This is a genomic window from Clostridium sp. TF06-15AC, assembly GCF_003481165.1.
In the GTDB taxonomy this organism is placed as follows: Bacteria; Bacillota; Clostridia; order Lachnospirales; family Lachnospiraceae; genus Otoolea; species Otoolea fessa.
In genome coordinates this window covers 262081-282342 of sequence record NZ_QUKS01000002.1, presented here as the reverse complement: position 1 = coordinate 282342, position 20262 = coordinate 262081, and the positions used below count along the sequence as shown (strand labels likewise).

Below are 20262 nucleotides of genomic sequence, written 5' to 3'. Positions count from 1 at the left end.
AGACACCTCCTGCATCAATAATGAATCTTCTTATCAAACATGTTCCGGTACTGCAATCTCCAATACTCCTCCAAAATCGGCTGACTGGTATCCAGCACTTCCCAATTTCCATCCGCATCACGCCAAGAACTTCCATCCATCGCTGGGATCTCTTCCCGCACGCTCTTCAAAAACTCCTGATATGGAAGAAGTTTCATTCCTGCCTTTTCAAACATCAGTTCCGAGAGAAAATTCGCACTAGTAAATACATTTTCCTCTGCATCGATCTCATAATTCGCCCAGATAAAAAATGGGACAATATAGCGGCTCTGCGCTTCCGCAAGTGTCCACTCCGTCAGCGGCTTTCCTGCTAACGTCTCATAGAAACTTTCTTCCACCATCGGCTGATGATCCCCAAAGAATACGATCACCGTTGGATCTTCTATCTTGCTAAAATAATCAATCAACATCGGAATCGCCGCATCTGACTCACGAATCAGTGTCAGATACTCTTCTGCATTTGGAAATTCTCCCTCATGCCCCGGAATCCGGACTGCATTCTCTGTAAAATATCCCGTGTCGTACCCGCTGTGATTCTGCATCGTCACATTAAAAATAAACGCCGGCTGTCCACTTTGACAGATTTTTTCAAACTCTTCGATTACCTTTTTATAAGAATCCCGATCCGAAATATAACGATCCCGAACCAGCTCTGCATTTTCAAAATCAGACACATCCAGAAACGTTTCAAAGCCAATTTTCGGATACACTTGGGCGCGGTTATATCCTCTCTTATCATATGGATGAATCGCCGTGGTATGATACCCTCTGGCTTTCAAAATCTGTGCAATCGAATACGTGCCATTCCGTGTGATATACTGCTGATACGGAATCGATCCTTGAAGAAATGCCATCGAATTTCCTATCAGAAATTCATACTCTGTATTTGCCGTTCCACCTCCGATCGGATATACCTGCATATAACCTTTTACTACATTTCCCGATAAAGAATTAAAATTCGACATATACACTTCATTATCCAGTTCCGGGAAAATCACACTGAGATCCGAAAAACTCTCATTCATAATCGCGATCACATTCGGACAATTCTGTTCCTTCTCATCTTCCGTTTCTACAAATTTCGAAATCATCTCTTCCGAATCTTTTGACGAATATCCCGCTGGCTCTTCCAGTTTCATATGGCGGATATCCGAAATGAAGCTAAGAGCAATCCCATACCTCTGAATGTTTATATTTTGATTCCAAAAATCCATATCCGGGGCAAATAAAGCTCCACCCATCATAAAACCAAGCAGACATACAGACGGAAGCGACCACACTAAAACACACGAAAAAACACGTTTTTCTCTTCCATAAAAATAAAAAGTCAATACAAGAAACGCTATCAGAAGCCACAATGCCAGAAGCATCGGTCCCGTCACACTGTAGTGGTAATTCATGAACACATTTTTAGCCGTCCCCACCGCAAGAAAATCTCCCGGCACGATAGGCGAACCACGAAACGAACGCACAAACGAATTTGCTACAGAAAATATGTACATGACAAACATGACCGCCGATACCGAATAAAAAACACTTCGAACCAACATATATGCAATCAGCAGAAGCAGAAGATAAATCACGATATTTCCAAAAATATATTCTGCGCCAATATTCGCCAGGTTCTGTTCCACCAGTTCGACCATGTACAATAAAATAACAGATGACAGAATCAGCCACACGCCATCTGTCACTATCTGATAAATCTTTTTGTCACTGTCTCGCTTCTCATGCCATTCATGCACATTTGCTCCAACCGCCGATATGACTAATAATGTCAAGCCACATCGAATTCCTAAATCCAAGATGTGAAAATAACAGGAAATAACATATAAGACAACATAAAATCCAATAAAAAATGCTACTCCCTTTTTGATTCCGATCGTTTTTCTTAAATTCACAATCAACTGTTCCATCCCTGCCAAACAAAACAGTGTTATCAGGAATACTCCGGCAAACATCACTAGATTATTAAAAATAGAAACACTGCCGATTGTTTTCCGCAAATAGTAAGACTCCCACCCGGAAGAATACAAATCTGTGCGGCTGATTCTCTTATCATTAGACCAAACTTCTGCCACACCAGAGCCATCATGCATCTGGAAATCCACCTGAAGCTCTTTCACATTTTCTGCTGTATAAGAAAGCGTAGCCGGGCTGTCCGGATTGACCACCATCCAGACACCATCTGCATGCTTCCAGTCTCCCTGCTTTTCTATTGAATCAAAGGGGACTTCCTCTCCATCCAGAAGAATTCGGACAATCCTTATATCTGATCCACCTGATTTGATATTTCGCTCGGCTGTTGCTGTAATGACCAGTCTTGCTTCTTTTGCAGGGCTGGCAAATATATCATTAAAAATCGTATACGAAAAGAAGAGTGAGATTACCAGTGCTACCAGTAAACTCGCTCCATATTTAAAATATAAATTCTTTTTTTGTTTCATTGCTATAAATTCTCATTCTGAATTTTATCTTATAATCCGACTTAATATATTCATATGTATATACGAAATCAAGAAAATCACAGCTATAGTTATAACAAATGACAATGAAAACGGAATGCTTATATATGAAAAAAACGACAATAAAAATCTTCCAAATGTCATATGCATCAAATACACCGACAAACTGATCTTACAGCAAAAATCTATCATCTGACTCTTTTTGAATTGTTCTTTAAAAATTGCAAATATTATAATTAAAAAAAGAGAGTATATAAATGATACAAAATAACAATATGTATCATGATACTCTCTGGCAAATACCCAAAACCATATCACCATAAGCACATAATTTACAATCAGCAATAAACTCCCATTAAAAATTGAAATTCGCCGTTCTTTTCGAAAGATTTCTCCTAAAATCATTCCCATCAGAGGCATGTAAACGAACACTAACGTTGAGGAAACCGAAAGATGAAACCCCTTTATTAAAAACATTATCAATAATACAAATAATTCTAAAAATAAAAAGTTATACTCTGGTTTTATTTTTTCATAAATCCATGCATATCCTATTCTTACTAGATAAAATAAAAACAAAGGAATTAAAAACCAAGTGGTGCCATTAATGACATCTCCATGACCTGTAAAATATCCAACCAAAGTCATACTTTCAATCCATTGTTTTGTCGAAAATTGACTCCAATAAGTTATTTTTATTATCCAAGTCAATCTTTGTAGAATATAAAATAAAAAAATGCCATTAAACATCCCACATAGGTTTTCATTGTCTTTTTAAAAGTCTTTTTTGCTTCATTTTTATAATTTCCGTTATATGTAAACAAAAAACCACTAAGCAAAAAGAATAATGAAACACCAAAAGCGCCAAAATCTTGAATTATATCTAACGGGACTACAAAAAAGAAATCTATTATTTTTTTTACAATCCAATTAGGATTATAAAAGCCTCCCAAATGATCATATAAAATCATAACCAGTGCAATTACACGTAAATAATCAAACGCATATATTTTTGAACCGTTTGACTTATCTGAATATACATCTACTTTTTCCACCATACTACTTCCATAACTCCTTCGGGTATGTACCATCTTCTATCATAAGATGAAACTTCTCCTGCGCCGGTTCTATATCTTCCTTATACGTAATTCCAATCCACCGATCCGATGTATTCAGAACTTTTACAGAAGCCAAATTCTTTTCCAACAATTCAGCTACAATGTTCGGTAGAAGATATTCTTTTTTCTCCGGATTTTCTCCTAATGTATCAAGGAATCTGGTAAATCCTTCGTCTATGTACTTCAAAAAGTCCGGATATCCCGCCCACATATTCATGGATACCATCGTATCCGGTGTGATCCATTTGCTGACTTCCGCATTATCGCACTGGATTTTTCCATCCACTATCTGAATTCCCGTTGTCTCAATCACTTTCTCCAGATATCCATTTTCATCTGCCACACAGACACCTCTAGTTACAGCTCCGTTCTCACTCAGCGTGTTCTTCAAAGAAAATCCAGCCATGGCAAGGTTCATCTTCTCTTTATTCTCATTCTCGGAAATCAAGAAATCATGAAGCTTTATAAATGCTTCTTTTCCATAATAATCATCTGCATTAATAATCACAAATGGCTCTTTTACTACATTCTTGCAAGCTAAAATTGCCTGTCCAGTTCCCCATGGTTTCACGCGCCCTGCTGGAACCTCATATCCATCCGGTAAATCTTCCAATTCCTGATAGACATATTCTACTGGCATAACTTTCGATAAGCGATTTCCAATCACTTCTTTAAATTCCGCTTCGATTGCTTTTCGAATCACAAAAACAACTTTGGTAAATCCAGCTGCTTTTGCATCGTAAATCGAAAAGTCCATAATAATCTCCCCATTGGGAGCCATCTTTACAAGCTGCTTGATACCGGTTCCGAAACGGGAACCGATGCCAGCAGCCATGATGATGAGGGTTGTATTCATATGTTCCTCCGCAAATAATCCATTACTCTCCCCCTATTCCACCGTTACGCTCTTCGCCAAATTTCTCGGCTTATCCACATCCAGACCTTTCGAAACGCTTACATAATATCCCAAAAGTTGCAACGGAATCACTGCTAAACTCGGTGTAAAGCACTCTTCTGTTTCTGGAATATACAAAGCGAAATTTACTGTATCTTCTACTTTATAATTTCCTGCCATTGTCACTGCTGCAAGATAAGCTCCACGGCACTTCACTTCAACCATGTTGCTGATCATTTTTTCATATAGTTCTTTCTGCGTTAATACACTGACTACTAAAATCCCATCTTCAATCAAACTAATTGTTCCATGCTTTAGCTCTCCTGCTGCATATGCCTCAGAATGAATGTAACTGATCTCTTTTAATTTTAAACTTCCCTCCATGCCGACAGCATAATCAATGCCGCGGCCGATAAAAAATACATCTTTCGCATTTGCATATTTTGAAGCAAACCACTGAATTCGCTCTTTTTCATCATCCAGCACTTTTTGAATTTGTTCTGGAAGCTTCTGAAGCGCTTCTATTAGTTCCTTATATCTCTTTTCATCCAGTTTTCCTTTTGCATAAGCAAACTGAATCGACAACAAATTCCCGGCAATCAGCTGTGCACTATACGCTTTCGTCGTTGCTACCGCAATCTCCGGTCCAGCTAATGTATAAAATACATGATCTGCCTCACGCGCAATCGTTGAACCGACTACGTTCACAATCGCAAGTGTTGGGATTTTCTGCTCTTTTGACAAACGCAAAGCTGCCAAACTATCTGCTGTTTCCCCCGACTGACTAATAATAATAACAAAACTATTCTCTTCCAAAATTGGATTCCGATATCTAAATTCAGAAGCCAGTTCCACACGTACCGGAATTCTTGCCAATTCTTCCATTACATATTGCATCGCCACTCCTGCATGATACGCAGAACCACACGCCACAATATAAATTCGTCCAATTGAACGGATTGTTTTTTCATCTAAACCTGCATCTGATAAATCAATTCTCCCATTTTTTAAAACTGCATTGACTGTATCACGAACTGCTCTTGGCTGCTCATAAATTTCTTTCATCATGAAATGCTCATATCCGCCTTTTTCTGCAGCCTCTGCATCCCACTTAATTTCAATCAGTTCTTTTTCAATCACTTCCTGGTCGATATTGTAAAAAGTAATCTCTCCTTTATGCAAACGAGCCATTTCCTGATTCCCAATATAATAAACCTGGCGCGTATATGGAAGAAGCGCCGGTACATCCGACGCTACAAATGTTTCTCCCACTCCCTGCCCCAATATCATTGGATTATCCTGACGGGCTACATATATTTCTTCTGGATATTCTTTAAACATAAAAGCCAGTGCATAGGTACCACGAATTCTAGTCATAGCTCTTGCTAATGAATCAATCGGATTCTGACCATAATTTTCATAATAATAATGAACCAACTTTACAGCCACTTCCGTATCCGTATCAGAATAAAAGGAGTATCCCTTCTTTATCAGTTTTTCTCTTAACTCCTGATAATTTTCAATAATTCCATTATGAACACCTACAACCTCTCTATCTTCCGTTGCATGAGGATGTGCATTCAATTCTGACGGTTCACCGTGGGTCGCCCATCTGGTATGTCCAATTCCGCAGTTTCCATGTATTGCTTTTCCAGCATTTGTTTTTTCTTTTAAAGCAATCAGCCTACCTTTCGCCTTTACGATTTCCGGCAATGATTTCCCTTTTCTAACCGCCAAACCAGCTGAATCATATCCTCTATACTCTAATTTTTCTAATCCGGCAAGAAGAATGGGCGCTGCCTGTTTATCTCCTGTGTATCCTACTATTCCGCACATTATATTTTTCTCCTATATATTCTTTTCGTTCAAAATACTCCAGCAGTTCCCTACTTTCTCTTTCACACCCCGATTGTTCGCAATTTTTACATATATATTCACACGCTTCAGTTATTCTTCGTTCACTTGTCGTGTTCTTTCCTATCGGTAATTCCGAATTTAAGTATGTTGGATATAAATGAAAATAGTCCGAAAAAACCGCCGTATGAGCTAAGAAAACACATTCTATATAATAACCCATTTTGTCCTTTTCAGGCTTTTTTTCTGCTATTGCGCACGAAATAAGTGCTGTAGTAAGAGCTGCTTTTACTACCAAAGCTCCTTTACCATCTATATAAGCTTTTTTAGCATACGTATACGCTTCTTCAAAGCTCTCAACATTGTCTTGGGTTCTATATATACTTTTTGCTCTTTGCAACCAATAATGTAAATCATTCTCTAATAATGGCTGCAAATCTTTATAGATAGTATAAATAAGACTTTTTGAGTCTTTGTTTGTTGAAAATATTTGGTTCAGCGTATCGAATAAAATAATATCTATATATAAACGTTTTCTCGAATAATCAAGTTTAAATTCTTTGACAATATAGTATATGCTATCCGATATTTCCTGTATTTGAAATTGCTTTAATAATTCTATTAGTGCAATTTTACTATTATGAACCATTTTTGAACTTGAATGTTTTGTTGCCTCTTCTTCTGTTGTTAAAATCAACTCAACAAATGGAGAAAACTTTTTACATATATCATTTATTTCATCGCGATTTAAATCAAGAGAAATCAAATCTGAATAGTATAATTTATCCAACGCACATAACGCAATTAACACACTCCTTTCTTTAAGAGAAATCTTAATCTCTTTCTTTATAGTAAACGGTATATTTATATTTTGATCCTTTTTCAAAACATACAAATAATCTATATTCGTTTGATCCGCCTTGCGCCTAACCAATCCAAAAGAATCCTGCACTTTATTACTCATTACGATTTCATTTTCATCAAATCTATTACTTAGATCAATTACATTACAATTCAAATTAGAGACCAAATAATTATCACTAGAATTTATCGCAATTACAACTTTATTATTATTATCATTTAATCGCGTCCTTAAATCTATTAATAATCCATATACATTCGACGACATCGAATTACTATCAAACAAAAAAATACTATCCTTTTGTGATTCTAAAATTTTAAGAATCAACTCCTCATCCACAAATATTTCTGATGGGAAGTAAAAAACATCTCTTTTCTTATAATATTCCGCCAAATTGCACAAAACATATGTTTTTCCACTAAAGCGTCTTCCTTTCAACAAAACAAACGATGTTTTATCCAATTCATCCTGTATTTCCTTATTACAGTCTCGATAAATATGTAATGTACTTTTTAAAAAAGCATTTTTTTGAGTATCAAATATTTTTGTATTTGAAATCAATTTCAAGGATTCTTTTTTTCCTTTTTCGATTATTATACTCGGATTTATATATTTATATATTTTTTCTCTATTTTCCCTTTCCAAGTACTGATACATTGAAACGAAATCCGGATAAAATTTTTCAAAATTTTCAACTATTATCACTCCATTAATTCCATGTTTCTTTAAACTTCTTTCTTCATCAAGTGTTGGTTTTTCATTTCTTAAAACAATCCTATATGCATCTTGCTGTATATTTTTACTTTTATTATAAACATATTGCAAATCCATTTCATTTTGCAAACTACATCCAATAAAAAGCATATGTTGTTGTGCATAATCTGAAAGCAGTGCTTTATAAATATCTTTATTTTCTTCACTTGTAATTGCCTGTAAATATTGTTCTTGGCTAAACACTATATTATTTTTATTATCATCTCTATATCTACTTTCATAATTCGCATCCCCATGTAATTTATATAATAATTTTTTAGATGTTTTCGGTCGCCTAAATTTAAGATATGGCAATATTAATTGAAAATCCGAATTTTGTTCAATTCCATCATCCACATTTAATGTATATGCATATGGCCAATTTACCTTTGTCAAAAAATCAATTTGTTGCTGTAATAATTTTACTTCCGTAAAATTATCCTCAAAATATTTTGCACGTTTTTCACTAGAAACGCATTCAAAGAACAAGTCTGAAACATCAAAAAAACTTTTTTTATTAACCTCTTCGTAACTATATAAACAATTTTTTTCTGCACATATCAGTTTACTCATTTCATTTTTTGCAAGTTTTCCATCCGGAACACCACCATTAACAGCTTGACATCCAGCTGTAAAACCAGCGCCGAAAACAGGAACAAGTTTCCTTTCAAGCGCATATCTAGCTAACTTTTTTATTCCCTCATCGTAATCTATAATATTAATTAAATTCATTTTTTAATACCTACTTAATATTATCCATTTCTCTTATTCAAGCAAAATTCAAAATACTTCCTAAAATTTTCTGTTTGAATTTTCCAATCCCATTGTTTTATATTCTCAAGATTTTCATTAGATAACTCTTTAAATACTTCTCTATTTTTTAATAATTTAATTATTTTTTCTTTCAGTTCCTTAACCGTCCGTTCTTTCATAATAAAATTCTTTTGTAGAGTCCCAAAACATTCTTCCACAACACCCACATTTGTTGTAATAACCGGAACCCCACAAGCCATTGCTTCTAAAACCGGATTAGGTGTTCCTTCATGTAATGACGCGCAAATATAACAATCAATTTTGCTATAAAATTGAGGCATACGGTAATGCGGAATCATTTTTTCTTCCCTGTCAGAAGTATATAATTCGATATTATAGCCTTCCTGTCTTAATTCTTGTATCGCTGGCTTTATAATAGTATTAATTCCTTTTAAATCGTTAATACTCCACTTACTATTTCCTACCCACCCAACACGAATTAATCTATCATTTATATTGTCAAATCTACTTAAATTATTCGGTTGGAACAAATTCAAATCCACTCCATCTGGCAAGTAAGCATCCGGTCTTTTTTTTAATTCCACTTTTTCCTGGTATATTCTTTCAAGTTTTTTTGAAGATACAGCATATGCCGTTAGTATCGACTCTTTACGAGCAAACAACTTTTCTGTAACCATCTTTTCTTCATCATCTAAGCATAGATGGTCATATATTTCTGTTGATATTTTTTTGTTTTTTATGTACTTACTAAAAAACTCTTCTTTTGTATAACCCAATCGAAAAATTCGATTTTGCACCCATTCACTATCATAAGATGATAATAATCCCCTCCAAAAAAAGTGAACTATTTTGCAGTCCTGACTTAAAATAAATATATCTGCCACATTCTCTATATCACAAGCATAAATCACTTTAAAATCATAATATTGATTCAAATTTTTCTTTATTTGATCCGCAATATGATCAAACGCCCAATCAGGTCTATCTACAATTAAAGCTATTTTTTCTTTTTTATTTTTTTGTTTTTTATTTTCATCTACAACATCATAAACACGCTCTCGTTGTATCTCTTTTCTTCCTTTTACTATGTCAATCAACTTCCAACATTTATTAACTATTCGATATCCTTTTGTTTTTTTTATAACTCGCAAATCCGTTTCTAATCTATTTGTTCGCTCCCATAAAATATCACATTCTTTTGTTTTCATTTCCAACAATCTCTGTGTTCGCTCTTTTTCAACCTCTATAATTCTTTTCTCCTCTTTCAAATCTTGAACTCTTTTAATAGAAGTAGACTCTTCTGTAAAATCTGTTCTTTCCATAATTTATTCTCCTCTTTTTATCTTCCTTAGTACTTTTTTCAAGAATCTGATATCCGAAATAGATTCTTGCATTTTAATTTTATTTAATTCATCAACTCTATACTCATCCATTCCCATTTCAAATAAACATCCCGACAGTCTAATTGTCAATTCATCCATTTTAGCAATATGTGATGTAGGAGACAAATATACTAACCTCTCTACCCTATTATCCAATAATACTTTTTGTATATCTCTACTTCTATATTGATAATCACCCCAATTTGCTTTTTCTGCCGAAAAAATATGCTCCAACTGACATTCTAAATATCGATCTCCTTCTTCTGGAGAATTCTCGTCGGTAATCAGTAAAACTTGTTTTCCTTTTTCTTCGAAATATTTTTTATAGTTTAATAAAACCCTATCCATTTCCAGATATCCAACATATCGATAATAAATTGCCACTTTTGATTTATCATTTATTCTCTTTAATATTAAATCCTGTTTTTCAAAATAATTAGATCCTATTAATTTTATTACATCTTGAGCATCCCAATACTGTAATAATAATTCAAAACATTTTCTTGCATTTTTCTCTTCGATTTTATATAACCAACAATCAATACAATCCAACAAAATTTCATCTTTTAAATTAAAAAACTCATTTTTATAGTCTTCGAATTTACATTGATGAATCAAAAATTGTTTTACGTTTTCGACAATTACAGAGCCCTTACATCTACTTTCAAAACGTTTAATATCTAATACGTTTCCCCCCGTAACTCCAACACCCAAGCGATAATGATAAAACTTTTCTTTTATTATTCCTACATGTTTGGCATAATAAGAAAGAATAAATAGTGCATATCTGTCTTCTGCAGATACATATTTTCCATCTAAAAGCTTAGCAAATCCCTCTTTGCACAACTCTGTTTTCCAAATTTTATTGACCAAGTTGCAATTAAATTTATGTTCAACAAAACAGGCACTTAAAATATCTTTCTGTATCCCACTTGTGTCCTCTGGATTCATAAAATGATCAACCCATAAAATCAAATCGTCTGCCAGTTTTTCTCCCGCCAAAATTTCTGCTCCAAATTGTGCAAAATCATATTCTTCTTTCTCCATAATGCAAAAAAGATATTCGCAAGTATTCAAAGATATATAATCATCACTATCTAAAAATAATATATATTTACCTGTCGCTATTTCTACTGCATCTTTTCGAGTTTTGCATAAACCCATATTTTCAGCATGTTTTATTAATTTAATACGTCTGTCTCGATTCGCATATTCTTGCAGTATTTTTAGTGAACTATCTTCTGATGCATCGTCCACACAAATGATTTCGATATCTTTTTCTGTCTGGTTAATTGCGCTCTCCAGGCACTCCCGCAGATATTTTTCAACATTATAAACTGGTATCAATATGGATATTTTTGGCATAACCCCTCCAATATACACTAACGTTTTCTCTTAATGATTCCCTTAACCCACTCTCTCCTCCGACTCCCAATCGGCAGCACCTTATTGGCGATCTTTCGGATGCCCGCGTTCTGCTCCATCTTTGCGATTCTTGACAGTTCCGCTTCTCTCTCATCCATCAGGCATCGTTTCGTTTTTCTCAGGATCATCGGATAATATGATGACAGATTCGCATACTCCCAGAAATATTCCGCGAAGTCACAGTCCACTACATCCCATGGTTTCTGGTATCCGGCAAAATGAATCAGATACGGGCGTTTTCTTGCCTGTGTGTATGCTTCATAGAGCTGTCTCGGCGCCATCTTGAGAATGTCCATACGGCTGCGTCCAATCTCCTGCCAGTCCATCAGCGTGTTCCACTGCTGTGGCAGGTAAGTTACTTTGTTTTTGCACACGATGTTCAGGATATCCTGATCGTGACAGCGGTAGGAATGGGTCAACGCCATCTGAATCATATCTTCTGAGCTCATCGTCCTGCGAAGCCCATCCAGATCCAGGATCAAAACACCCGCCTGGAAGTAGTCATATGGGCTGTCCAGTCCCAGTGTCTCGGTCGCATAGGTCTGCCAGTTGTTCTGGTTCAGATTCAGCTGTCCTGCCACATCGATGTCTTTTGCTGCCCCGATCACAGCTCCGTTCAGGTCGAAATCATACAGTTCTGCTACGTCATGATCGGCTACCATATCACAGTCCAGGTAGAGAATCTTGTGATAATTCGGCATGATTTCCGGGATGATCAGGCGGTAATATGTCTCTACGGACAAGTGCTGATCGACAAATAATTTGCCCGCATCGAAGTATTCACATACTCGGATGAAACGAATCGATATATTCTGTTTGTCCCTGGCTGCCATGGAAATCAGATGCTGATTTTTCTCAGAAATGTCGTTGTACAGAATAATGATGTCATACTCTCTCTCCGGTGAGGCATTCACAATCACCGAGCGGATCATGATGTCAAGATACGGTGAAAATTTATCATTGGCAGACAGCACGATCGGCACGCCTGCCGGATAAACCGGCTCCAGAACCGCTTTCGGCGCTGTCTCTTTGAACAGGGTTTTCGGCAATTCTCCCGCCCGGATTCCCGGCTGTGTTTTCAGCCATTCATAGTAGATGCCGCAAAGGCGTTCTGCCAGATATCCCATCACCCGGTATTCTTCCACACTGTACCAGGTACTGTCGATCCGTTTTTCTGCCTCAAAAAGGATGTCAAAGAGCCATGCACAGTAATTTTTATAAATCTCTTTTTTCATGATGAACATGTTGCACTCATGGGCGGTTTCGGATTGCATATATGAATCTGCTGTCTGTGCAAATGCCGGATATTTTTCCTTTAAGATCTGCAGGGTAATATCCAGATCTTTCCGGTGCTGGAAAGGAACCATGCCATATTCATGGTACACATCCATCGGTTTTCCTTCTGTTTTGATCCGCGGATATCGGCGGCCACGGACGCTGATCACATCATATTTTGTGATCAGATCGCGCATAATCTCCGGCTGAAGTTTCATTTCCTCGATCGCTTCTTCTGAGATGCGGTCATAGGCGATATTTCCCCATCCATCATCTTTATTGAGCGACGGGTCAAATGCCAGATAGCGGCGATAATGGAAAAATCCATAGTAATCCGCCTCTTCGTTTTTCCAGGCCCAATACTGGGCCGTCAGCTCACAGTATGTCTTATTCCGTTCGGAAATATTGTCTCCCTCATCGTCATGCAGCATCCCCGGAAGTTTTGTTCCGGAGAGTGCGGTTCCCACCTGTATCGGATACAGATATGGATTTTCCGGCACATAGGCCGGTTTGTGGCAGACCACATAGATCCGGATATCCGGGATCTGTCCTGCTTGTTTTTCCATGTATATTACATTCCTTTCATCTACAGCATTTTGCGGGATTTTTATGCGTTTTCCGGCAGATTCAGGCTTTCCATATAAGCATCGCAGACGCTCTCTGCCTCGCCCTGCATAACCACATTTCCCTTGTTCAGCCAGATTGCATGGTCGCAGAGCTGCCGCACGGTTGCCATCGTATGGGAGACAAAGAGAAGTGTCGTTCCATTTTCCAGCATATGATGCATGCGTTCCTGGCATTTTTCCTGGAATGCCGCATCTCCGACCGCCAGTACCTCATCGACGATCAGGATCTCCGGCTGCACGATCGTGGCGATAGCAAATCCCAGACGGGCTGCCATACCGGAGGAATAGTTCTTGATCGGCATATTCATGAAATCTTTGAGTTCTGCAAACTCGACGATCTCTTCGTAATGTGCATCCATGAATTCTTTGCTGTAACCGAGAACGGCGCCATTCAGATAGATGTTTTCCGTCGCAGTCAGTTCGCCGTCGAATCCGGCGCCCAGCTCGATCAAGGGTGCGATACTTCCCTTTACCTCTACCGTGCCCCGGTACGGCTTCAGGATGCCGCAGATCAGTTTTAACAGGGTTGATTTTCCGGAACCATTGGTTCCGATGAGGCCCCACGCTTCCCCGCGTTTTACTTCAAAATTGATATCTTTCAGAGCCATGAATTCCTGAAACATGAGCTCCCGTTTGATCAGTTTTACAAAATATTCTTTTAAGTTATCGATGCGCTCGGAAGCCATATTGAAACGGACCGCCGCATTGGTTACTTTTATGATTGTATCTTTGTCCGATGCCATTTCTGCCTCCTAGATATATAAGATAAATTTATCCTGCGTCTTTAAGAACGCGCCCACTCCGACCAGAAGTGCGATACCTGCTGCCACGAATCCGGCGATGATCAGATACAAATCTGGCATCCGGCATTCCAAAACGATCTGTCTGAACTGCGTGATATAGAAGTACATCGGATTCAGGGTCATAACCAGTTTCCGCAGTGCCTCCGGAAGCAGGGTGATCGGATAAAATAATGGGGTCAGGTACATCCATGCGGTCAGTACTGCATTGTAAATATGCTGGATATCACGGAAGAATACACATCCCTGTGCTAACAGCATTCCCAGTCCCAGGCAGAATAGATATTCCTGCAAAAGAATCACCGGAATGAACAGAAAGAATACATTCGGGACTACCCGGCACACAATAAATACGATAATAAGTGCCCCCAGAGCAAATATCATATTTACAAAGGAACTTGTGATTTTAGAGACGGTAAATACATATTTCGGTACATACGTTTTTTTAAGCAGGGACGCATTTCCAATGATGGAAAAGATCGCCTGTGTGGTTGATTCACTCATAAAGTTATAAAGGGTCTGTCCGATAATCAGGTATACCGGGAAATTGGTAATATCCGACCGGAACATATTGGAAAATACGATTACCATGATAACCATAACCATCAGCGGATTCAGAATACTCCAAAGATACCCCAGAAAGCTCCGGCGGTATTTCAGCTTGATATCTTTTGTCACCAGCTGCTGCATCAGGAAGCGGTATTTGTAAAATCCGCCCAGTCGTTTTAAGAACAAATTCATATCTTTTTCCTTTCTCTCTTTTTTCTTTTATCTCAGAAAAAGTCCTCGCAGCAGAACCCGTCTTAAACTTCCTGCCGGAAATAAACGGTTTAATCTGCGCATGTCTATTTTAATTTTGATCTTTGTCGGTTTTAGCCTGAATTCCCGTATATTGGATGTGCTTTCCTCCTTTCCCGGTTCGGTATGATAGAATTTCAGATAGGAAAGTTCCGCACACTGCGCCCCCCTGTTTCTCTGATATAAGTAAAAGATGCCGAACAGGCGCTCCGCCAGATACCCAATCAGTCTCGGCTCCTGTTTCTGCCTGTCTGCTTCTTTTCTCTCTGCTTCAAAGGCGCTTAAAAGCGTAAAAAGCCATTCCATGTATTTCTGGAACAGCTCTTTTTTCATGATATACATATTCATATAATAGATTTCTTTGGAATGCATATATGCGTCCGCCGCATCTGCATATTCCGGATAAATCCGGTTTAAAAGTGCCAGCATCTGATTCAGATTGTTTCCATCATGATACTGACAGTATTGCCGGTAAACCGTTGTATTGATTCGTTCGCGATACACGGTCAGAAGATCGTATTGTTCGATCTGGCGGCACATCCAGTCTTCCTCGATCCAGTATGGCGTCAGATCTTCCCATACGGAATCTAATTCTATATATGGGATATGACGTTTTCCTATTATTTTCCCTTTCGCAGTCACCGGGCTTAGATTGCGAAAGGTCAGATAACGGCGATAATGGAAAAATCCGTAATAATCGCAATCCAAATGTTTCCACGCCCAGTACTGGGCTGTCAGTTCGCAATAATCTGGATTTTTTTCGGATATATTATCGCCCTCATTGTCATGGTATGTCATTCCTTCCAGCCGCCGGTCTGTCAGAGCCGTTCCCACCTGTATCGGATAAAAAAGGGGATTTTCCGGCACATACGTTGGCTTATGACAGGCAATCAAAATGCGTATATCTGCTTGTTTTTCCATGTTTTATTTTCCGTTTGTCGGCTCCTGTTCTTCTTTAACCCCTTCCGTACTCTCTTTCATCAGCATGATCTTCGGCGTCATGATAATCAGCTTCAGATCTTCCAGAACAGAATAGTTCCGTATGTACGTCAAATCCAGCTTCAGCTTGTCATAAGGGGTTGTGTTGTATTTTCCATATACCTGGGCATAACCGGTCAGTCCGGCTTTGACCTGCAGGCGGAAGGAAAATTCCGGTATTTCTTTTTCCAGCTCTGCTGCCAGCTCCGGGCGCTCCGGCCGCGGACCCACGATGGACATATCGCCTTTCAGAATATTGTAAATCTGCGGCAGCTCGTCCAGGCGGGTTGCACGAAGGAGGCGGCCAATCGGTAGGATTCTCGGATCGTCCTCACTGGCCAGTCTTGCCTTTCCATCCGCCTCCGCATTCTGCACCATGGTCCGGAATTTATAGATTTGAAATTTCTTGCCATTTTTTGTGAGGCGTGTCTGCTGATAAATCACCGGTCCGCCGTCTGTCACCTTGATGCTGATTCCTACAATCAAAAAAATCGGAATCGTAATAACGATTCCGACGAGCGATCCGATGATATCGATGATCCGCTTCATGATGGCCTGTTCAATCTGCAGTCCCTGGTTATTTCTCGAAAGCAGCAGCGGTGAATCAAACAGATTCAGTTCCACCGAACTCCGAAGCAGAATATCTGAAATTTTTGGTACACTGTAGGTCCGGATATTCTGTCCGAAGCAGTATTTGATGATATAGTTGCGCTCGTGCGCCGGAATATCTCCGACAATCACGCTGTCATATTTGGCGATCTCCGCCTTTACCCGTTCCGGGCCTTCGTGATAGCTGATGATCTGGCTGATGATGTATTTATCTTCGCGGGCGTTCATCTTTTCGATCAGATGATAGTCGGAGTGATCGCCCGATATCAGCAGCAGTTCTCTCGGCGGAAACATCCCCCGGTACAGCCACAGAAATGTCATCGTCCATGCCAGAATGATGATGACTGCGCCGACCAGATTGACTGCCAGCGGCAGAGGTGCCGTGAATTTCTTATCCTGCACACTGATCTGAAAATACGTGATAATATTGGTAAATACCACCGCCAATATCTGTGAATATATCAGATTTCCCCGCTTCAGGAGGGCGATCTTGAATCCCCCGTACAGCTGCATAAAGAAAATAAGCAGGAGTCCGTAGATGAAGATCATCATCCAGTTACCCCTGCGGAAAAACGGCGCCCAGATGATCTTGTTGTACCAGTTGATCCAGATGACACCGTAAAGTCCTGTCAGCAGCGCGATCAGAATCAGGGCAAAGCCCAGCTTGATCAGCCGCTTATATGGTTCGAATTGATTCATGCTTTTGTGTTTTGGTTCCTTCCTTTTTATTTAATTTTATAATTTAAGGTTCTGTTTTTACAGTCTGTCCCTTACCTTTGTCTTACTTATCTTCCGGCAGACGGATTCCCAATTCTATCCTGCGCTTTTCTCCCAGAAGCTCGACCTCGACCGTCACGATCCGCTTACGGATGCGCTTGCGTACAATCTTGTCCTGGAAGAAGGATAATGGTCCCTGGGCGGTTAGGATGTTGCCGTCTTCGTCAAGGGTGACAAAGGAGCGGCGGACAAGACATTCATCCAACTCCATCATCTGGCAAAGTAATTTCTTTTCTTCCTCCTGGATCTCCCAGAATTCACAGTCCGTCCGCAGGAGTTTGGAGAGCTTCGGGACCCGCTTTAATGCCAGAAAAAATTCCTCCGGCGTGTCGGTGTCCGCGATAACATAGGATGGAAAGAGCGGTTTCTGGTATTCCAAAAGTTCCCCGGCATTGCGCCAGACGCATTCCTGCTCGATCACAAAACAGGCTTGGTATCCATTTCCTTTCAAAACGCGTTCGATGCATTCTGTCAGCTCCTGTTCCCTGCCTGTCTGTGTTTGGATCACATACCACATACCGCACTCTCCTTTGCATTTTCCCTGCTTTCAGGTGCACAATGGGTATGCTTCGCCATCCCGGAGCCGCCTTCTGGCTGCCCGGATACGATCTCGATCCATCCTATGTTCCATCTTTCATCTGACCATGACATTGATCACAGGCAGCTTACTCCACGTGCTTTTGATTCTTATTCTGCGTCTCTTAACGCGCTTTCATACATCCGCATCCGGCACGCCCTGATTTTAGAGGATTTGTGCCTATGCGAAGTCTAGTTTATTATACTACGGTTTGTGGGGGGATTCAATAGAAGTTTGTGGGAAGGAATGTTTAGGAAATTCTTAAAATAAAGGGTAAAAAGGCAAAATTCTATATTTACTTAGAAATACATATCGGACTGATAGCGAACTCAGTTGACATCGCAGAACATAAGTTCTATAATTGGCTTGTTAGCATTTACAAATTACAGATTTATAAATAATACCTCGGAGGCCAATGCCATGAAAAAAATAGGTTTAACCATATATGCTTTAAATGTTTTTCATACCGGAAAGTATCACTTTGAAAAGAAACATGGACATTTAACTTTTATAGATATGATTTCAGCTTTCTCTAAACAGAATGCGAAACAATTTGATATTGATAACCATGCTGAGAACATTTTTAAAGTCAACTCATTTGAGGTGGAATGTGTAAAAGATGAGGATGGACATATTATTTTTAATGCTTTTACAGGAGTTGTAAAAACCGGAGAATATGGAACTGAAGCCGAACTCATTCACACAAAAACCAGAAAACTGACCCACAAGAAGACCGTTGAAGAGGCTGAAGTTATACCATTCGCTTTCTATCTGGCACTGTCTCCTATAAGACCGGAACGTGGCATACTTATTTTTCAGACCGAAGGCCGCAGCAGCATGAAATCAGCATTTGAACACCGCATGAAAAAATTTGTCAGACACACATATGAAGGCTGGAACTTTTCATTAGAAACTCTTATGCCTAAAGAATATGTAGAACACTACCTGGTAGATGGTGTTTTAAAAGAACTCCGGATGATTAAATACGGAATTTCCCAGGATATTTCTGAGCGAAATGGGATACGCGGAAATGATGAGGCCGTGTATGAAGAACGGATCATCCATAATCCTTTGGGTTTTCTTGAAAAGGGCGCCGATAAGATCCGGGAGGTCTTAAGAGGACAGCGGAGCTTATGTGAAGTTGTTTCTGTATCCGATTTCGATTATGACTGCCTGAAATTCAAATTTCGCCTAGGCAAGACAGAAAAAACCATTGATATCGGCAATTTAGATGCCCTGGTTGTGACAGAAGACATCACCGATCAGGTCGGAGTCAAAACAGGGCATCCCGATGTAGACATATTAAAGTCCGAAATGCGCGAAACAGCAAAAGAATATATGCGGAGCATGGGGTTAGCATAAGAAGGTGAATTGATGAAACATTGGATATTAAGCAGAGAAGGTTCTCTGAGTATCATACTGGTAATATGGTTGTTTAATAGCTGTGTTCTTAAACTTAAATACGCTTCCTTGGTGGATATTTTTAAAAATTACTTTAGTTGTTTTAAGGATAAAGAAGGACATTTGTTGATAGCACCACTTTTAAATTATATGATCCTGCCGATTCTTCTGGCTGGAATTATTGCCAGAGAAAATCCAATCAGCGAAACGATCCAAAATATTTTAACTGTATTAATTTCCATTTTAACATCCATGTTATTTGCACTTTTGACAACCATCATCCAGATGAAAGCTAAAATTAAAGAAGATTTGGATTATTACAGTATAGAAGCAAACACCTCAAAACAGGCATTGATAGAAGCCTATTATATTGTCATGTTCGAAATAACCATGTGTGTATCTGTATTAATCCTGTGTTTAGTAAATTTATTCACAGGACAGCTTAGCTGGGTTTTCAGCTTTTTAATTTATGCCTGCTCGTTTTTAGTCATTTTTAATTTATTAGTGGTTGTGAAACGAATTTTTAGAGTGATTGATACGGATATGAATAAGTGAGATATGCCAAGAGCGGGCGAGAGTTCCCCCCGTCTTTACACACCTCTTTTTTTATTCCTGAAGCTGGTTCTCGTACATAATGCTCACTCCCCATATACCTGTTCCCCAGTTCCGAATTGTGCCACTCAGAAGCTCTTTGAGTGCATCCTGGATATCTTCAGCACTTTCGATATCGTATTCTTCGAGGAACTAACGGATGATGTTCCTCTTTTCCTCTTTCCCTCTGTCATCTGTAGTCTATGAACCGTTTTGGTCTTCCACGAAACAAAGGATGCGGAAGTTGGTTTTAGAAAAGCGAA

The 20262-nt window shown here is 38.8% G+C and carries 15 protein-coding genes; 2 read left to right on the top strand and 13 right to left on the bottom strand.

Going from position 1 to position 20262, the window contains the following annotated elements:
* Window positions 1-14: 14 nt before the first annotated feature.
* The 13 genes from DXC57_RS05800 to DXC57_RS05735 all read right to left on the bottom strand — a co-directional run bounded on the left by DXC57_RS05800 (window position 15) and on the right by DXC57_RS05735 (window position 17947).
* On the bottom strand, window positions 15-2486 hold the full coding sequence (locus tag DXC57_RS05800; protein ID WP_118651569.1) for an LTA synthase family protein: 2472 nt from the start codon (window positions 2484-2486) through the stop codon (window positions 15-17).
* A gap of 725 nt (window positions 2487-3211) precedes the next feature.
* The gene (locus DXC57_RS05790) at window positions 3212-3562 is read right to left on the bottom strand and encodes an acyltransferase family protein (RefSeq protein WP_182426657.1); all 351 of its coding nucleotides are present in this window, start codon (window positions 3560-3562) and stop codon (window positions 3212-3214) included.
* Between the two features lies 1 nt (window position 3563).
* Complete coding sequence (locus DXC57_RS05785) at window positions 3564-4478, bottom strand: sugar phosphate nucleotidyltransferase (RefSeq protein ID WP_118651565.1); 915 nt, start codon at window positions 4476-4478, stop codon at window positions 3564-3566.
* Window positions 4479-4511: 33 nt separating this feature from the next.
* Window positions 4512-6353, bottom strand: a complete 1842-nt coding sequence (gene glmS, locus DXC57_RS05780) for a glutamine--fructose-6-phosphate transaminase (isomerizing) (RefSeq protein ID WP_118651563.1) — start codon at window positions 6351-6353, stop codon at window positions 4512-4514.
* A complete protein-coding gene (locus tag DXC57_RS05775; RefSeq protein ID WP_118651561.1) occupies window positions 6322-8718 on the bottom strand; it encodes an SIR2 family protein in 2397 nt (798 codons plus the stop codon). Before DXC57_RS05775 ends, glmS begins: the two co-directional genes overlap by 32 nt.
* Window positions 8719-8738: 20 nt before the next feature.
* Complete coding sequence (locus DXC57_RS05770; RefSeq protein WP_118651559.1) at window positions 8739-10082, bottom strand: glycosyltransferase family 4 protein; 1344 nt, start codon at window positions 10080-10082, stop codon at window positions 8739-8741.
* A gap of 3 nt (window positions 10083-10085) precedes the next feature.
* Window positions 10086-11507: a glycosyltransferase family 2 protein gene (locus DXC57_RS05765; RefSeq protein WP_107000868.1), complete on the bottom strand. Its 1422-nt coding sequence runs from the start codon at window positions 11505-11507 to the stop codon at window positions 10086-10088.
* A gap of 17 nt (window positions 11508-11524) precedes the next feature.
* Window positions 11525-13408: a DUF4422 domain-containing protein gene (locus tag DXC57_RS05760; RefSeq protein ID WP_118651557.1), complete on the bottom strand. Its 1884-nt coding sequence runs from the start codon at window positions 13406-13408 to the stop codon at window positions 11525-11527.
* 41 nt (window positions 13409-13449) lie between these two features.
* Complete coding sequence (locus DXC57_RS05755; protein ID WP_118651555.1) at window positions 13450-14211, bottom strand: ABC transporter ATP-binding protein; 762 nt, start codon at window positions 14209-14211, stop codon at window positions 13450-13452.
* 9 nt (window positions 14212-14220) lie between these two features.
* Window positions 14221-15009, bottom strand: a complete 789-nt coding sequence (locus DXC57_RS05750) for an ABC transporter permease (protein WP_118493379.1) — start codon at window positions 15007-15009, stop codon at window positions 14221-14223.
* A gap of 27 nt (window positions 15010-15036) precedes the next feature.
* Complete coding sequence (locus DXC57_RS05745) at window positions 15037-15987, bottom strand: DUF4422 domain-containing protein (protein ID WP_118651553.1); 951 nt, start codon at window positions 15985-15987, stop codon at window positions 15037-15039.
* A 3-nt stretch (window positions 15988-15990) separates the two neighbouring features.
* Window positions 15991-17352 carry an exopolysaccharide biosynthesis polyprenyl glycosylphosphotransferase gene (locus DXC57_RS05740; protein ID WP_118651551.1) on the bottom strand — a complete coding sequence of 454 codons (1362 nt, stop codon included), beginning with the start codon at window positions 17350-17352 and terminating at the stop codon, window positions 15991-15993.
* A gap of 82 nt (window positions 17353-17434) precedes the next feature.
* Window positions 17435-17947 (bottom strand): transcription termination/antitermination NusG family protein, encoded by a 513-nt coding sequence (locus DXC57_RS05735; RefSeq protein ID WP_107000874.1) that lies wholly within the window; start codon window positions 17945-17947, stop codon window positions 17435-17437.
* A 480-nt stretch (window positions 17948-18427) separates the two neighbouring features.
* Here DXC57_RS05735 and DXC57_RS05730 point away from each other — a divergent pair, with 480 nt between their 5' ends.
* Window positions 18428-19369, top strand: a complete 942-nt coding sequence (locus tag DXC57_RS05730; protein WP_118651549.1) for a hypothetical protein — start codon at window positions 18428-18430, stop codon at window positions 19367-19369.
* Window positions 19370-19381: 12 nt separating this feature from the next.
* Window positions 19382-19963, top strand: a complete 582-nt coding sequence (locus DXC57_RS05725; protein WP_118651547.1) for a hypothetical protein — start codon at window positions 19382-19384, stop codon at window positions 19961-19963.
* The last annotated feature ends 299 nt before the right edge of the window (window positions 19964-20262 follow it).

What these genes read in the sequence shown, in the direction of transcription:
- DXC57_RS05790 (WP_182426657.1), bottom strand. Translation starts at nt 3,562, where the DNA reads ATGGTGGAAAAAGTAGATGTATATTCAGATAAGTCAAACGGTTCAAAA.
- DXC57_RS05740 (WP_118651551.1), bottom strand. Translation starts at nt 17,352, where the DNA reads ATGAATCAATTCGAACCATATAAGCGGCTGATCAAGCTGGGCTTTGCC.
- DXC57_RS05750 (WP_118493379.1), bottom strand. Translation starts at nt 15,009, where the DNA reads ATGAATTTGTTCTTAAAACGACTGGGCGGATTTTACAAATACCGCTTC.
- DXC57_RS05800 (WP_118651569.1), bottom strand. Translation starts at nt 2,486, where the DNA reads ATGAAACAAAAAAAGAATTTATATTTTAAATATGGAGCGAGTTTACTG.
- DXC57_RS05765 (WP_107000868.1), bottom strand. Translation starts at nt 11,507, where the DNA reads ATGCCAAAAATATCCATATTGATACCAGTTTATAATGTTGAAAAATAT.
- DXC57_RS05770 (WP_118651559.1), bottom strand. Translation starts at nt 10,082, where the DNA reads ATGGAAAGAACAGATTTTACAGAAGAGTCTACTTCTATTAAAAGAGTT.
- DXC57_RS05775 (WP_118651561.1), bottom strand. Translation starts at nt 8,718, where the DNA reads ATGAATTTAATTAATATTATAGATTACGATGAGGGAATAAAAAAGTTA.
- DXC57_RS05785 (WP_118651565.1), bottom strand. Translation starts at nt 4,478, where the DNA reads ATGAATACAACCCTCATCATCATGGCTGCTGGCATCGGTTCCCGTTTC.
- glmS (WP_118651563.1), bottom strand. Translation starts at nt 6,353, where the DNA reads ATGTGCGGAATAGTAGGATACACAGGAGATAAACAGGCAGCGCCCATT.
- DXC57_RS05755 (WP_118651555.1), bottom strand. Translation starts at nt 14,211, where the DNA reads ATGGCATCGGACAAAGATACAATCATAAAAGTAACCAATGCGGCGGTC.
- DXC57_RS05735 (WP_107000874.1), bottom strand. Translation starts at nt 17,947, where the DNA reads ATGTGGTATGTGATCCAAACACAGACAGGCAGGGAACAGGAGCTGACA.
- DXC57_RS05725 (WP_118651547.1), top strand. Translation starts at nt 19,382, where the DNA reads ATGAAACATTGGATATTAAGCAGAGAAGGTTCTCTGAGTATCATACTG.
- DXC57_RS05745 (WP_118651553.1), bottom strand. Translation starts at nt 15,987, where the DNA reads ATGGAAAAACAAGCAGATATACGCATTTTGATTGCCTGTCATAAGCCA.
- DXC57_RS05760 (WP_118651557.1), bottom strand. Translation starts at nt 13,408, where the DNA reads ATGGAAAAACAAGCAGGACAGATCCCGGATATCCGGATCTATGTGGTC.
- DXC57_RS05730 (WP_118651549.1), top strand. Translation starts at nt 18,428, where the DNA reads ATGAAAAAAATAGGTTTAACCATATATGCTTTAAATGTTTTTCATACC.